The organism is Luteitalea sp. (genome assembly GCF_044337415.1).
GTDB lineage: Bacteria > Acidobacteriota > Vicinamibacteria > Vicinamibacterales > Vicinamibacteraceae > Luteitalea.
On record NZ_JBIINP010000113.1, the window covers coordinates 1 to 14,405 of the forward strand.

Genomic DNA, 14,405 nt, shown 5'->3' on the forward strand with positions numbered 1-14,405 from the left:
GGCCGCGGCATCGGCCTCGCGAACAAGATCCGCGCGTACGCCCTGCAGGACCAGGGGCTCGACACCGTCGAGGCCAACGAGAAGCTCGGCTTCAAGGCCGACCAGCGCGACTACGGGATCGGCGCGCAGATCCTCCGTCACCTCGGCGTCCGCTCGATGCGGCTCCTCACCAACAATCCCCGCAAGTTCGTCGGCCTCGAGGGCTACGGCCTGTCGGTCACGACGACGCTGCCGCTGGAGATTCCCGCCGGCGAGCACACGCTGAAGTACCTCAAGACGAAGAAGGCCAAGCTCGGCCACACGCTCAAGGGCGTGTAGCCGCGCCGCGGCCACACGCCCTTGAGAATGCCGTCGATGCTGCGATGCCGGGAATGTCGCACATTGTCAGCACGGCGGGGCACCTCGGCACTCGCAGGAGATGATGCGAGCGCTTGCCAACGCAGGTGCGGTGCCCGACCTGGTGGATCGAAGGTCTGGCGAAAATCACGATGTTCTCCAAGGACGGCGTCGGGGCCGCTGAGCGGGTGCTCACCCTGCCGCCCGGCCTGACGGCCGTGAGGCCCACCGACCTCTGGCCGGCCCTCGGACCCGACCGGTACAGCGCCCTGGTAGAGAGCCTTCCCGTCGGCGCCGCCCCGCCGGTGCCCCTCGTCGTGGAGCGCACCGCGTACATTCCCGGCACCCCGGCCGGCACGACCTTCCTGGCGACGCCGGTGCCGTAGGAACGGGAGTCGGGCACGGTCACCGGTCACCGGGGTGCGGCTGGGTTTGCGGCCGGCCTTCGCTCTGCGGCCTTTTGCCTTTTTGTCGTTCGGCATTCCCGGCATCGCGGCATCGCTGAATTACCAGGTTCACGCGTAAATCGTGCTACACTCGGCGTTTGCCACAGGGCCGCTACGCGGTCCGGGTGGACGTGTGTGATGTTCGACTCGCTCAGCAATCGCCTCCAGGACGTCTTCGCCAACCTCGGGAGAGAGGTGCGCCTGACGCCGGAGACGGTGGAAGTGGCCCTGCGGGAAATCCGCATGGCGCTGCTCGAGGCCGACGTCAACTTCAAGGTCGTCAAGGCGTTCGTCGACAAGGTGCGCGACCGCGCCGTGGATGCCGAGGTTCTCAAGAGCCTCAGCCCCGGGCAGCAGGTCGTGCGCATCGTGCGCGACGAGATGCTGGCGTTGTTCGGCGACTCGCAGGGCGGACTGCCGCCCTCGGGCGCCATGCCGCGCGTGATCCTGATGCTCGGGCTGCAGGGCTCGGGCAAGACCACCACCACCGGCAAGTTGGCCAAGTGGCTGGTGAAGCAGGGCAAGCACCCGATCGTCGTGTCCACGGACGTCCGTCGTCCGGCCGCGATCGAGCAGCTGAACGTGGTGGCGAAGCAGGCCGGCGTGCGGGCGCACGATCCGGCGGGGAATCTGGATCCGGTGTCGCGCGCGTCTGGCGCGATGCAGGAAGCGCGGACCCTCGGGTACGACACGATCATCGTCGACACCGCGGGCCGGCTGCACATCGACGACGAGCTCATGGTGGAGCTCGAGGCGATCAAGGCGGCGGTCAACCCGACCGACCAGCTGTACGTCGCCGACGCGATGACCGGGCAGGACGCCATCAAGAGCGCCGGCGAGTTCAACCGCCGCGTGGGCGTGACCGGCGTCGTGCTGTCGAAGATGGACGGCGACGCGCGCGGTGGTGCGGCGCTGTCGGTGGTGTCGGTGGTGGGCGTGCCCATCGCGTTCACGGGCAGTGGCGAGCGGCTGGAGGATCTCGAGCCGTTCCACCCCGATCGCGTGGTGTCGCGCGTGCTGGGCATGGGCGACGTGCTGTCGCTCATCGAGAAGGCCGAGTCGGTCGTCACGCAGGAAGACGCCGCGAAGCTGGAACAGAAGCTCCTCGAGAACGACTTCACGCTCGAGGATTTCGCCGAGCAGCTGCAGACCATCAAGAAGATGGGGCCGCTCGAGAACCTGCTCGGCATGCTGCCGGGCATGGGGCAGGTGAAGCAGCAACTGGCGGGGAAGGTCGACGGCAAGCAGATGGCGCACGTGGAAGCCATCATCCTGTCGATGACGCCCCGGGAACGCCGGAACCATCAGCTCCTCAACGGGAGCCGTCGCAAGCGCATCGCGCGTGGCAGCGGCCGGTCCGTGGAGGAGGTCAATCGTCTCATCAAGCAGTTTCTCGAGATGAAGAAGATGATGAAGATGATGGGTGGGCTGGCGGGCGGGAAGGGTGGCGGCAAGCTGCGCAAGCAGTTCGGCATGATGAAGGCCGCCATGCAGGCGCAGCGCACGCTGCGGTAGGCAGGTTGTTGGGTAGGGCCGGTCTCCGACCGCGCCGTAATGAGAGAGCACATGGTTACCATTCGGCTGCGCCGCCAGGGCGCCAAGAAGTCCCCGTACTACCGGATCGTCGTCATCGACGCGCGCAATGCCCGTGAGGGCGCCTTCGTGGAGATCCTCGGTCACTACAACCCGCGCCAGGCGCCGGAGACGTTCGTGATCGACCGCGAGCGCCTGAACTACTGGCTCGGCGTCGGCGCGCAGGCGTCCGACTCGGTGCGCACGCTGGTGAAGCGGCATCCGGCCGTGGCCGTCGAGGCCGCGCCCGTCGCGACGGCGTAGATGGGCGACGTACGCGCACTCGTGGAGGTCGTCGCCCGTGCGCTGGCCGACGACCCTGCGCAGGTGACGGTCACCGAGGCCGAGCACCGCGGCGTGTCCGTGGTCGAGGTGTTCATGGCGCCGGGCGAGCTCGGGCGGCTGATCGGGCGGCAGGGCCGCACGGCGCAGGCCCTCCGCACGCTGGCGCAGGCCACCGGCGACCGCACCAGCCGCAAGGTGCAGGTCGAGTTCCGCGACGGCGCCCCGCGGCGCTGATCGATCCGTGGGCAGTCAGGGCGAGGGCGGGCAGGCCTGGGAGGATATGGTCCTCGTCGGGCGCATCTCCAGGTCGCACGGGTTGCGCGGCGAGGTGCTCGTGCAGTCGGAGACCGATTTTCCGGAGCTCCGGTTTGCCGAGGGCGCCACGCTCCAGGCCCGCCGAGGCGCCGAGGTGGTGACGCTCGAGATCGACAGGTCCCGGGTGCACGCCGGCAAGCCGCTGGTCGGGTTCCGGGGCTACGACTCGATCGAGGCGGTCGAGGCGCTCGGGCGCAGCGACCTCCGCATTCCGGAGGCGGCACTCGCGCCGCTGCCGGAGGGCGAGTACTACTGGTACCAGTACGTGGGCGCGCCGGTGAGGACCGAGGCGGGCGACGAGGTGGGCCAGGTGATTCGTGTCGAGCCCAATGGCGGGTCCGGCATGCTCGTGGTGCAGCGTGGCGCGGAAGAAGTGCAGGTGCCGCTCACGCCGGCGATGTGCCCGGTGTTGCGACCGGACCTGATCGTGGTGCGGCCGCCGGACGGGCTGCTCGATCTCAACACCCCGGGGCCGAAGCGGCGTGCGCATCGACATCGTGACCATCTTTCCCGCCATGGTGCGGGCCGGCCTGCAGGACGGCGTCCTGGGGCGGGGGGTGGCCAGCGGACTGATTGACCTGCAGGTCCACGACCTGCGGGACTTCACGACCGACCGCCACAAGGTGGTCGACGACACGCCGTTCGGCGGCGGTCCGGGCATGGTGCTCAAGCCCGAGCCGATCTTCCGGGCGGTGGAGCACCTGCGGGAGGCCCGCGGCGCGCCGGATGCGGTGGTGCTGCCCTCGCCGCAAGGGCGCCGCTTCACGCAGGCGGTGGCCGAGGAGTACAGCCGACGGGCGCACCTGGTGTTCCTGTGCGGGCGGTACGAGGGAGTGGACGAGCGGGTGAGCGCGGGCCTGGTGACCGAGGAGGTCTCCATCGGCGACTACGTGCTCTCGGGCGGCGAGCTAGCCGCGCTCGTCATCGTCGACGCCGTGGCGCGCTTGGTGCCCGGGGTCGTCGGGGATGCGGAGTCGGTGGTGCGCGACTCCTTCACGCGCGGGTTGCTGGACTACCCGCACTACACGAGGCCGGCGAGTTTCGGTGGCCTGGACGTACCCGCGGTGCTGCTGTCGGGGCATCACGGTGAGATCGACCGCTGGCGACGCCAGCAGGCCCTGCGGCGCACGTACGAACGGCGACCGGACCTGCTGGCAGACGCGGCGCTGACCGACGAAGAGCGAACATGGCTGGCCGCGTGGACGGCTGGCGAGAGGAACGGAGCAAAGTCATGACCCCCATCGAGACCATCGAAGCCGCCCAGCTCACCCAGCGCCCCGCGGTCAAGTCCGGCGACACCGTCCGCGTGCACGTGAAGGTGCGCGAGGGCGACAAGGAGCGCATCCAGGTCTTCGAGGGCCTCATCATCGGGATGCACCGCGGCAGCACGCGCGCCTCCATCACGGTGCGCAAGGTGTCGTTCGGCCAGGGCGTCGAGCGCATCTTCCCGCTGCACTCGCCGGTCATCGACAAGATCGAGGTCGTGCGCACGGCGAAGGTCCGCCGCGCCAAGCTGTACTTCCTGCGCGGCCTGCGCGGCAAGGCGGCCCGCATGAAGGAAGCGACCCGCAAGGTCACCCCGCAGGCCTAGTCCCGCCTGCGGGCCGCGGTGGGACCACGGGCCCTCCCTCCACTGAGGCAGGGCCGGTTCTCCGCCCTTCGCCGTTCGGCCCGGTCATGGCTGCGCGACGTACCCTCGGGCGTCCGACCGCCCGACGCACCCTCGAGAACGCGCTCCGGCGCGCCGGTCACCTGTGCGTGGCCGGCGTCGACGAGGTGGGGCGGGGGTGCCTCGCCGGTCCGGTGACGGCCGCGGCCGTCATCCTCGACCCCGACAGGCCCATCCCGGGCCTGCGCGACTCCAAGCTCCTCTCTCCTGAGGCGCGCGAGCGCCTCCACGACGCGATCCTGCGCCGGGCCGTGGCCTGGTGCGTCGTGTCTCGGCCCCCCGCCGACATCGATTCCCTCAACATCCACAAGGCGTCCCTCGCGGCCATGCGGGAGGCAGTAGTGGGTTTGGCGCCCGCGGCCGATTACGTGCTTGCGGACGGCTTTGCCATCCCCGGCCTCGCGGTGCCCCATCAGGGCCTCGTGAAGGGTGACCAGCGGTGCGCCTGCATCGCCGCGGCATCGATCGTGGCGAAAGTGACGCGCGACCGCTTCATGGTGGCGCTCGATCGCGAGGACCCGCGCTACGGGTTCGCGCGGCACAAGGGATACGGCACGGCAGAGCACCTGGCCGCGATCAGGGTGCACGGACTGAGCGACGCCCACCGGCGCAGCTTCCGGCCTGCCACCCTGTTGGACCTGCTGGTGGACGACGAGTACGACGAGACCGACGGCCGATGAACACCCGCGAGGAACTGACGCGTCAGGCGGAGAAGGCGCTCCGCCAGGGTCGCGTCGACGAGGCCATTGCGCAGTACCAGGAACTGGCTCATCTCGAGCCGGTCGACTGGGGCCTCGTCAAGCTGCTCGCCGACCTCCTCGAGCGCGCCGGGCAGCGCGAGTCCGCCGCACAGCAGTTCGCACGGTGGGGGAACCATCTCTTCGCCGAGGGCTTCCACTCGAAGGCCGCCGCGCTCTACAAGAAGGTCCTCAAGCTCGAGCCGTCCGACGACCACGCGCTCTGGCAACTGGCCGAAGTGTCGCTCGAACTGAAGCTGAAGGCCGACGCCCGGGTCGCGTTCCAGCGGGTCGCCGAGCTCCGCCAGCGGCGGGGCGACGCCGCGGGGGCCGCGGCCGCACGCGAGCGCCTGGCGGCGATCGAGTTCGCGCCCGCCGGGCCCCCGGCGCCGCCGGTGCGTCCGCCCGCCTACGCCTCGTCCGCGCCGCCGGAGGCGCCCGTCGCTCCCATTCAGCCCCCGGCCGCTCCGGCTCAGGGCTTCACTCGCCACGCGCGACCGGAGCTCTGGGCAGGAGGGGAGCCCGAGGCTGCATCGTCCATCGCCCCGCCCCCGGTCGCACCGCCTCCTGTCGTCACGCCGCCTCCGGCGCCTCCGCCAGAGACGGTCGAGGCGCGCCTGGCGCGCCTGCGACGAGAGGCGGAGTCCGCCGATGCGGCGCAGGCCGCCGACGCCGACGCGCGTTGGCAGGCCGTGCTCGACGTCGATCCCCAGGACGTCGCCGTTCGACTGCGACTCGTGCAGGCGGCGCTCGACCGCGGCGATCTCGCGGCGGCGGAACGCCTCGGGGAGTCGCTTGACGCGTCCGAGACCACCTCGCTCACCGTCCTGGTCGAACTGGCCTTTCGCCGCGCGCGCCCCGACGCGTTGCAGCGGCTCGTGGCCGGACGCGTGCATGCCGGAGCGCCCCCCGAGCACGTGCTCGCGCCCTGCGTCCCGCTGGCGGCACGCCACCCCGGCGCGGCTCGCGCGGTCCTCGGGGCTGCCGTGTCGGCGTGGACCGCGGCCGGCCAGCCCGGTCATGCGGTGCTCGCGCTCGAGCACGGTGAGTCGCTCGGACTCCTCACCACGGCCATGCACCTGCAATGGGTCGAGATCTGCGTCGACGCGGGGCTGCCCGGCCTGTCGCGCGCCCAGCGCGGCCTCGCCCTCGCCTACGTCGCCGAGCAGCGCTTCGTCGAGGCGCGGGCCGTCGCCGAGGACCTCTTCCTCCGCGAGGCGGGGGAGGAGCCTCACCGCGCCCTGTTGCTCGACATCCTCGACCGGCAGGGACACCCCGACCCGCATCGGGTGCTCGTCGACCTGCTGACGCCGCCGAGCGATTCGCTCGACGAGACCGACGCCTTCTTCGCGGTCGAAGTCCCCGCCGCGCCGCTCGTGCCGGCCGACGCCTGGCAGGCCCCCGTTGAGGACTACGGCTACCTGCCGCCCTTGCAGGTGCCGCTGGAGACCGAGGTGCGCGGGACCTCGCCGCAGGACTCGTCGTTTCTCGACACCGGTGATTCGTCGATCGCGATGCTGGACGTCGACGCGCTGCTGGCGGCCCAGGAGGCCCCGGCACCGACCTGGTCGGAACCGACCGACGTCGCCGTTCCCGAGGGGGAGGCGAGTCCGTGGGGCGACCTCTCGACGCCAGCGCACGGCGCATCGCTCGACGATGGTCTCGCATGGCATGTCGACGATCGGACCGACAGTCAGGGCGTCCCCGTGGGTGACGCTGCCGAGGACTGCTCGATCGCGCCGGTCGCCGACGCCGTGGCGCCGGTGGTCGAGACCATGTGGCCACCGGAAGGCCCGGTCATCGCCGCCATCGACGTCGCGCGCGTGGCGCCGCCCGAACCGACCCCGCCGCCGAGCCCAGCCGCCGCGGCCGCCTTCGACTGGGCCGCGATTCTGGGCCGCGACGTCGATGGCGTCGCCGCGGCAATGCCCGAGCCGGTGGCAGCGCCCCGAGTCGAACCCGTGGCTCCGGTCGCTCGCCCCGTGGCTCCGGCGCCCGTGACGCAGCCGCCTGTCGAGGTAGTGGAGCCGCAGGCCGAGCCCGTGGCGGTGGCCGCGGCGCCTCCCCCCGACGTCCCGGTGTCGCGGCCACCCGCCGCGCCGCCGACGGTCGCGGCGCCCCCCGCAGTCGTGGAGCCCACGTCGCCCACCCCGCCACCGGCAACGCCGGCGGGGTCTGGGCCCGACGTCGACACATCGCCTTTCGCGACGCTGGCACAGCTCCAGCCTGTCCTCGACGAAGCGGCCCCCTTGCAGCCGTCCTTCGAGATGCCGTCGGCCTGGCTGTCGGACTCGCCGGATGCGCCGCCCCGCCCGCGTGGGCATGCGCCCGAGGACGACTACGTGTTTGCGGAGGAGCTGCCCGCGCGCTGGGAACGCTCGCGGCTCGGCATCCCGGCTCCGGAGGCAGCCCCGGCCGACAATTCGGTGGGGCCAACAGCCCCTGAACGGATGGTCCTCGAGCCCGCGCCGGACGCCCTTGCCGCCGAGAGCCCCGTGGCTGCGCCCCCGCCGGCCACCGTGCCTCCCGCAGCAGACGCCGCCATCTGGCCGGCAGACGACGCGTTGCCGCAGATCGAGTCCGTGGGCGCGCCGGAGGCCGAGCCCGTGCCGCTGGTCGAGGAGGAAATCGACCTCACACAGTTGCTCGAGGAACTGCGGCAATTCGACACTGTCCTGCCCGACATGGTGCCCCGCGCGGCCCGCGAGGGCGCGTTCGTGCCCCCGCAGCCTCCCGCGCCGCCCGCGCCGATCGCCACGGTCGAGCCCGCCGTCCCCGACGGCCCGGCGGCCGAGCCGCAGGCCGTGGTCGACGACACGCACCACGACGACCTGCTGCCGGAGTTGCCCCACCCCTCGCCCAACGAGGGGGCCACCGAACTGGACGCGGTCTTCGACGACCTGCAGCGGCAGGCGGATGACCGGGGCGTGGCCGAGCAGCAACTGGCGGCCGGTCGGGTGTTCCTCGCCGCCGGGCTCGCGTCCGAAGCCGCGCGGGCCTTCGAGCGTGCGTCGCTCGAGCCGCGGACGCGCTTCGGCGCCACGCTCGCCCTGGCCGAGCTTCACAAGTCTCGCGGTCAACTGCAGGAGGCCGTCTCCTGGTACGAACAGGCGGCCATGGCCCCCGTGCCGGATGCTGCGGTGAAGCGCCCGGTGCTGTACGATCTGGCCGAGTCGCTCGAGGCGCTCGGGGAAAGCGATCGTGCCCTCGGGGTGCTGCTGGACCTGTTGTCGCAGGTCGAGGACTATCGTGATGCACGCGCGCGGCTCGATCGGCTGCTGCGCGTCGATGCCGGAGGCTAGTCGTTTCCCTGTTCAGTCGCGTGCTGCTGGCCTTGTACCTGCTCGAAGCGGGCCTGCTGCTCATCCTGGCGCCCTGGACGGCGTTCTGGGACCGCAACTACTTCGCCGCCCTGGCGCCGTCGGTGGCGTCGTGGATCACGCACCCGTACGTGCGCGGGGCGGTGTCGGGCGTGGGCATCGTCAGTGTCGCGGGGGCGCTGATCGAGATCGGCATGATGCTGTCGCGAGGCGCGGCGACGCCGCGCGCCTGAGCGATGTGGGCGCCGCGTACGCTGGCGATTACGCATCAGCCCCGGCTGGGCGGGCGTGGCCCCGACGATGAGCAGCGGCAGGTCGTGCGGTACGTCGCGGCCCTCGCGGGCGCGGGCGTCGACGCGATTCAGGTGCGCGAGCGCGAGTGGCCCGACGGTCGGCTGGTGTCGCTCGCTCGCGAGGCCGTTGTCGCCGTGCGGGGCACGGCGTGCCGGCTGCTCCTGAATGAGCGCGCACATGTCGCGCTGGCGGCGCAGGCGCACGGGGTGCACCTGCGCGGGGCAGGCGTGTCGGCCCTGCGGTTGCGGCCGGTGGTGCCCGCCGACTGGGTCATCGGACGATCGGTCCACGCGAGCGATGGGGCCGGGATCGCCGAGGGCGCCGACTACGCGCTCTTCGGCACGGTGTGGGCGTCGGGGTCCAAGCCGATGGGCGCGCCCGTCGCCGGCGTGGACGGCCTGAGCGCCTGGGTGGCGTCGGCGTGCGTGCCGGTGGTGGCCGTCGGCGGTGTCACGCTGGCGCGCTGCGCCACGGCACGCGCCGCTGGCGCGAGCGGAATGGCCGGCATCGACGTGTTCGTCGAGGCCTGGCGAGACGGTACGGACGCGCTGGAGCGGCTCGTCCGGGAGGTTCATGCGGTGTTTCAAGACGTGGAGCGGGCAGAGTGACGGTTGGCGAGCGGTTGCGAGAGGCACGGGAGCGCCAGAAGGTCACGCTGCACGCGATTGCAGAGAAGACCAACATCTCGGTGCGCTTCCTCGATGCCATCGAGAAGAACCAGTACGACAAGTTGCCCGGTGGCATCTTCACGCGGGGGTTCATCCGCTCGTACGCGGCGCAGGTCGGGCTCGAGCCTGATGCGCTCGTGACGCAGTTCCTCGCCGACGAGCCCGGGCAGCGCGACGATGCGATCGACGAGGTGGTGCCGGTCGAGTCCGACGGCGCCAGCGTGAGCACGATCCTGCTGGGCGGCGTGGCGCTCGTCGCGCTGGCGCTGCTGCTGGCCTACCTGTTGAAGCCCGAGTGGCTGGGCCTCGAGTCGCCGGCGCCGCCGGCGCAGGAGGTCGCCCTCACGACCACGCCGCCGGCCGCGACGCCGACGCCTGCTGCGCCGACGCCCGAGCCGCCGGCCCCGGCGCCCGTGGCGGCCGCGACCACCGCGTCGCTGGGTGCGCCGGTCGAGCCCTCGCCGGTGCCCGAGGCTCCCAAGGCGCCGCTGCGTCTCGTGGTCACGCCCAAGGGCCGCTGCTGGGTGCAGGTGTCGGCCGACGGCACCGTGCGCGTCGCGCGCGAGGTGGCTGCGGGAGAGGCCGTGAGCATCGACGCGAGCGAGCGACTGCAGATTGTCGTCGGCGACGCGGGCAGTTTCGCCTACGAACTGAACGGACGCCCCGGCAAGTCGCTGGGCGCGGCGGGCCGCGTGGCCCGCGCGACCATCGTGCCGGCCACGGCCGCGCAGTTCCAGGAGCCCTAGGCCCCCGTGTTCCTCGGCGTCGCGTCGCCGCTCGTCGAGGTCTTCCTCAAGGACGGCGTGCCGCGCGAGGTGCGGGCGCTGGCCGCCCGGGGCCTGGCCACCACCGACGCGCTCGATCGCCTGGCCCTCCTGGCCCTCCTCACCGGCGACCCGGATCCAGAGGTCGCGCGCATGGCCTGCGCGACCATCGACGGCCTTCCCGCCCACGCTGTGGACGACTTCCTCTCACGTGGCGAGGTGCCTGCGCCATTGCGTGCGTGGTTCCTTGCGCGTCGTGGTCCGGCGCCGGGCGACGATTCGCCCCCACTCGCGCCGCTCCCGGCCGTGCCCGAGGCGACCATCGACGTCGAGGCCGGCGACCTCTCCGGGCACGATGACCTGCCGGAGGACGAGGAGGAGGCCCACCAACTCCTCACGTCGCTGCCCGTGCCGGAGAAGATCAAGCTGGCGACCCTCGGGCGTCGCGAGCAGCGCGCCATCCTCGTGCGCGACCCGAACCGCATCGTCGCGACGGCGGTGCTGGCCAGCCCGAAGCTCACCGACACCGAGGTCGAGAACTTCGCCCGCATGCAGAACGTGTCCGACGAGGTGCTCCGCATCATCGGCACGAGCCGGAGCTGGACCAAGAGCTACAGCGTGGTGGCGGCGCTCGTGAAGAATCCCCGCACGCCGACGGCGGTGTCGCTGCCGCTGCTGATGCGGCTGGTCGAGCGCGACATCAAGGGGCTGTCGGTCGACCGGAACGTGCCCGAGAGCATCAGGCTCGCAGCCCGCAAGCAACTCGCCGTGATGCAGTCGCGGCGGGAGTAGGGCACATTAACGCTTAACGCCTAACGCTTAGCGGCCAGCGCCGAACACCGAACGCCGGACGCTTAGCGCTTGACGCCTGGCTTCTTCGGGGCGGGCTTCTTGCCGGCGGCCTTCTGCGCGGCCGACTTCTTGCCGCCGCCTTCGGGGCGCCCGCCGGCCCATTCGCGGCGCATCTCCGCGATGCCTTCCATGAACACGGCTGCCTTCTCGCGGTCTGCCTCCTCGGTCATCTCCTTGAAGAGGTCGATGGCGGCGACGAAGTCGTCCTGGATGGTGGCCTGGGTCGCCTTGAAGTACAGCGCGCGCAGCTTCTCGAGGGCGGTCATGCCTGACTCCGGTGGCGCCGCAACGAGGCGCGGAGCGCGTCGAGCGGTTGGCAGGTGAGCACGTCGTGTGGCGTGAGCCAGGCGCGACGCGCGGTGAAGGTGGCCCAGTGCAGGTGCTCGAATCCGCCGACGCCGTGCGCGTCGCTCGAGAGTACGATCTTCACGCCGCGATCGCGGGCCAGCCGGGCGTGTGCGTCGTGCAGGTCGCGGCGGTGCGGCTGCCCGTTGATCTCGAGTGCCACGCCGAGTCGCGCCGCGGCGGCGATCACCGCTTCCACGTCGAGCGCCGACGCCTCGCGCCGCAGCAGCATGCGTCCGGTGGGATGGCCGAGGATGTCCACCCACGGGCACTCGAGCGCGCGCAGCACGCGCTCGGTCATGCGTGCCGGCTCCTGCGTGAGCGACGAGTGCACCGAGGCGACGACGAGGTCGAGCTGCGCGAGGCAGTCGTCGGCCAGATCCATCGTGCCGTCCGGACGGATGTCGCACTCGATGCCGGCCAGCAGCGTGATGCCGTCGAGTTCGTCGTTGAGCGCCCACACCTCGGCGGCGTGCGCGAGGGCGCGTCGTTCGTCGAGGCCGTTGGCCATCGCGAGCGCCTGGCTGTGGTCGGTGATCGCGAGGTACGTCAGGCCGGCGTCGCGTGCCGCCAGGGCCATCGCGCGGATCGTGTCCTTGCCGTCGGTCGCGGTGGTGTGGCAATGCAGGTCGCCGCGCAGGTCGGCGCGTTCCACCAGGGGCGGCAGGCGCCCGTCGCGGGCTGCGTCGAACTCGCCCCGCTGCTCGCGCAGCTCCGGCGCGATCCACGGCAGTCCCAACGCCTCGTAGATGCCCGCCTCTGTCTCCCCGGCAACGCGCGTCTCGTCGTCGACGCGGAACAGGCCGTACTCGTTGAGCTTGTAGCCCTTGCGCACCGCGCGATCGCGCAGCTCGATGTTGTGCGCCTTGCTGCCGGTGAAGTATTGCAACGCGGCGCCGCGCGATTCGGTGGGCACCAGGCGCAGGTCGGCCTGCAGGCCCTTGCCGAGACGAACACTCGTCTTGGTGGGCCCCTGCCCGAGCACGCGTTCGACGCGCGGGAACGCGACGAAGTGATCCATCACCTCGGGCGGCGCGTCGGTGGCGAGTACATCGAGGTCGCCGCAGGTCTCGGCGCCGCGCCGCAGGCTGCCCACCAGGTCGAACTGCGCGCCCGGGCAGGCCGCACGCAGGTGCGCGAGCAGGGCCGAGGCCTGTTGCCAGACCTCCGACGCGAGGTAGCGCCCGGCGAACGCCTCGTGGTCCTCGATGGCCTTGCGGAGCGCCGCTTCCTTGCCGGGCCCCATGCCCTTGATGCCGCGCACGGCGCCGGCGTCGAGCGCCTGACGCAGTTCCGCCACCGAGCCGACGCGGAGTTCCCGGTAGAGCAGGGCCGTGGTCTTCGGCCCGACGCCCTGCAGGCGCAGCACGTCGAGCAGCCCGGCGGGAAACTCGGCGGCAAGTTCACGGTGATACGTGCATCCGCCGGTCTCGACCAGTTCGCCGATGCGGGCCGCGATGTCCTTGCCGATGCCGGGGAGTGCGCGCACGTCGGCGGGCGTGAGCGCCGCCACCCGCTCCGCGTTGTCGCGGATCACCTGGGACGCGTTGCGATACGCGCGGACCTTGAAGGGGTTCTCGCCCTTGATCTCGAGCAGGTCGCCGATCTCGGCGAGGACGCGGGCGATGGCGACGTTTTCCACGGGCAGGTCTGGCGGGAGGTGCGTCCCGTGCGCAGGATCCCGGCCATTATAATGACCGCGTCATGAGCCGCGAACGACGACGCGAAGTGGGGCAGCTGATGTTCGCGGGATTCCGCGGGCACACGATTCCGGTGGAGCTGCGATCGCTGGCGCGCGAGTTCGACCTCGGCGGCGTCGTGCTGTTCGCGCGCAACGTGGCCGAGCCGGCACAGGTGGCCGACCTGGCGCGCGAGGCGCGGGAGCTCTCGACCTCGAGCCCGGTGTGGGTGGCCATCGACCAGGAGGGCGGTCGCGTCCAGCGCGTCAAGGCGCCGCTCACGGTATGGCCGGCTCCGGCAACGCTGGGCCGCGCCGACGACGTGCAGCTCACCGGCCGCTTCGCCCGGGCGCTGGGGCGCGAACTGCGCGCGATGGGGATTACCTTCGACTTCGCGCCCGTGCTCGACGTGCTCACGCGCAAGGACAACCCGGCGATCGGCGACCGCGCCATCTCCGATGACGTGGCGCGCGTCGCGAAACATGGGGTGGCGTTCATCGAGGCCCTGCAGCGCGAAGGCCTGCCGGCGTGCGCCAAGCACTTCCCGGGCCACGGCGAGGCCTCGGTCGACTCCCACGAGGACCTGCCGGTGGTGGACGTGTCGCCCGACCGGCTCGAGCACGTCGAATGGGTGCCGTTCCGCGCCGCGATCGCGGCCGGCGTCGACGCCGTGATGTCGTGTCACCTCCTGGTGCCGAGCCTCGACGAGCAGAACCCCGCCACGCTCTCGCACGACGTCATCACCGGGCGGTTGCGCGGGCAGCTCGGTTTCGGCGGGCTCGTGCTGACCGACGACATGGACATGAAGGCCATCTCGCTGCGGATGTCGCCAGGCGAGGCCGCCTCGCGTGCCGTCGCCGCCGGATGCGATGGGGTCTTGCAGTGTGGTGGCGACGTCGACCGCGTTGCGGCGGCGCTCGAGGGCATGGTTCGCGCGGTGGAGGACGGTTCGATCAAGTTCACGCGCCTCGACGACGCGCTCCTGCGGCACCGCGCGTTGAAGGCCCGCTACCTGTCGGAGGAGGCTCGGCGTCGGGCGCCGGCCGCTCCTACGTTGCGCGAGGTGATCGGCTCGGCCGAGCACGCGCTGGTCGCCGAGCAGATGCGACAGTTCGCGTGAACC

General features: G+C 71.8%; 17 protein-coding genes. 15 read left to right on the plus strand and 2 right to left on the minus strand.

From position 1 onward, the window contains the following. The 14 genes from ACIRDX_RS15085 to ACIRDX_RS15150 all read left to right on the plus strand — a co-directional run. Window positions 1-318, plus strand: a 318-nt coding sequence (locus tag ACIRDX_RS15085; RefSeq protein WP_396626263.1) for a GTP cyclohydrolase, incomplete at its 5' end; no start/stop codon positions are given. A 113-nt stretch (window positions 319-431) separates the two neighbouring features. Next, window positions 432-722, plus strand: coding sequence for a hypothetical protein (locus ACIRDX_RS15090; RefSeq protein WP_396626264.1), 291 nt, complete (start codon window positions 432-434; stop codon window positions 720-722). 198 nt (window positions 723-920) lie between these two features. Then, window positions 921-2,297 carry a signal recognition particle protein gene (ffh, locus tag ACIRDX_RS15095; protein WP_396626265.1) on the plus strand — a complete coding sequence of 459 codons (1,377 nt, stop codon included), beginning with the start codon at window positions 921-923 and terminating at the stop codon, window positions 2,295-2,297. A 51-nt stretch (window positions 2,298-2,348) separates the two neighbouring features. Next, a complete protein-coding gene (rpsP, locus tag ACIRDX_RS15100; protein WP_396626266.1) occupies window positions 2,349-2,618 on the plus strand; it encodes a 30S ribosomal protein S16 in 270 nt (89 codons plus the stop codon). Continuing rightward, window positions 2,619-2,873 (plus strand): KH domain-containing protein, encoded by a 255-nt coding sequence (locus ACIRDX_RS15105; protein ID WP_396626267.1) that lies wholly within the window; start codon window positions 2,619-2,621, stop codon window positions 2,871-2,873. It abuts the gene before it with no gap. Between the two features lie 7 nt (window positions 2,874-2,880). After that, the gene (gene rimM, locus ACIRDX_RS15110; RefSeq protein WP_396626268.1) at window positions 2,881-3,531 is read left to right on the plus strand and encodes a ribosome maturation factor RimM; all 651 of its coding nucleotides are present in this window, start codon (window positions 2,881-2,883) and stop codon (window positions 3,529-3,531) included. Further along, window positions 3,452-4,189, plus strand: a complete 738-nt coding sequence (gene trmD / locus ACIRDX_RS15115) for a tRNA (guanosine(37)-N1)-methyltransferase TrmD (protein WP_396626269.1) — start codon at window positions 3,452-3,454, stop codon at window positions 4,187-4,189. The genes rimM and trmD overlap by 80 nt, the downstream gene beginning before the upstream one ends. Continuing rightward, a complete protein-coding gene (rplS, locus tag ACIRDX_RS15120; protein ID WP_396626270.1) occupies window positions 4,186-4,545 on the plus strand; it encodes a 50S ribosomal protein L19 in 360 nt (119 codons plus the stop codon). The genes trmD and rplS overlap by 4 nt, the downstream gene beginning before the upstream one ends. A gap of 86 nt (window positions 4,546-4,631) precedes the next feature. Continuing rightward, on the plus strand, window positions 4,632-5,303 hold the full coding sequence (locus ACIRDX_RS15125) for a ribonuclease HII (protein ID WP_396626271.1): 672 nt from the start codon (window positions 4,632-4,634) through the stop codon (window positions 5,301-5,303). Further along, window positions 5,300-8,662: a tetratricopeptide repeat protein gene (locus ACIRDX_RS15130; protein WP_396626272.1), complete on the plus strand. Its 3,363-nt coding sequence runs from the start codon at window positions 5,300-5,302 to the stop codon at window positions 8,660-8,662. The genes ACIRDX_RS15125 and ACIRDX_RS15130 overlap by 4 nt, the downstream gene beginning before the upstream one ends. Window positions 8,663-8,682: 20 nt before the next feature. Then, window positions 8,683-8,913, plus strand: coding sequence for a hypothetical protein (locus tag ACIRDX_RS15135; protein WP_396626273.1), 231 nt, complete (start codon window positions 8,683-8,685; stop codon window positions 8,911-8,913). 3 nt (window positions 8,914-8,916) lie between these two features. Then, a complete protein-coding gene (locus ACIRDX_RS15140; RefSeq protein WP_396626274.1) occupies window positions 8,917-9,582 on the plus strand; it encodes a thiamine phosphate synthase in 666 nt (221 codons plus the stop codon). Next, window positions 9,579-10,388 carry a helix-turn-helix domain-containing protein gene (locus ACIRDX_RS15145; RefSeq protein WP_396626275.1) on the plus strand — a complete coding sequence of 270 codons (810 nt, stop codon included), beginning with the start codon at window positions 9,579-9,581 and terminating at the stop codon, window positions 10,386-10,388. The genes ACIRDX_RS15140 and ACIRDX_RS15145 overlap by 4 nt, the downstream gene beginning before the upstream one ends. A 6-nt stretch (window positions 10,389-10,394) precedes the next feature. Next, the gene (locus tag ACIRDX_RS15150) at window positions 10,395-11,198 is read left to right on the plus strand and encodes a hypothetical protein (RefSeq protein ID WP_396626276.1); all 804 of its coding nucleotides are present in this window, start codon (window positions 10,395-10,397) and stop codon (window positions 11,196-11,198) included. Between the two features lie 62 nt (window positions 11,199-11,260). Here the strand turns inward: ACIRDX_RS15150 and ACIRDX_RS15155 are convergent, their stop codons facing one another. Continuing rightward, on the minus strand, window positions 11,261-11,524 hold the full coding sequence (locus tag ACIRDX_RS15155) for a hypothetical protein (RefSeq protein ID WP_396626277.1): 264 nt from the start codon (window positions 11,522-11,524) through the stop codon (window positions 11,261-11,263). Then, window positions 11,521-13,245: a DNA polymerase/3'-5' exonuclease PolX gene (polX, locus tag ACIRDX_RS15160; RefSeq protein WP_396626278.1), complete on the minus strand. Its 1,725-nt coding sequence runs from the start codon at window positions 13,243-13,245 to the stop codon at window positions 11,521-11,523. Before polX ends, ACIRDX_RS15155 begins: the two co-directional genes overlap by 4 nt. 62 nt (window positions 13,246-13,307) lie before the next feature. Here polX and nagZ point away from each other — a divergent pair, with 62 nt between their 5' ends. Beyond that, window positions 13,308-14,402 carry a beta-N-acetylhexosaminidase gene (gene nagZ, locus ACIRDX_RS15165; RefSeq protein ID WP_396626279.1) on the plus strand — a complete coding sequence of 365 codons (1,095 nt, stop codon included), beginning with the start codon at window positions 13,308-13,310 and terminating at the stop codon, window positions 14,400-14,402. Window positions 14,403-14,405 lie beyond the last annotated feature (3 nt).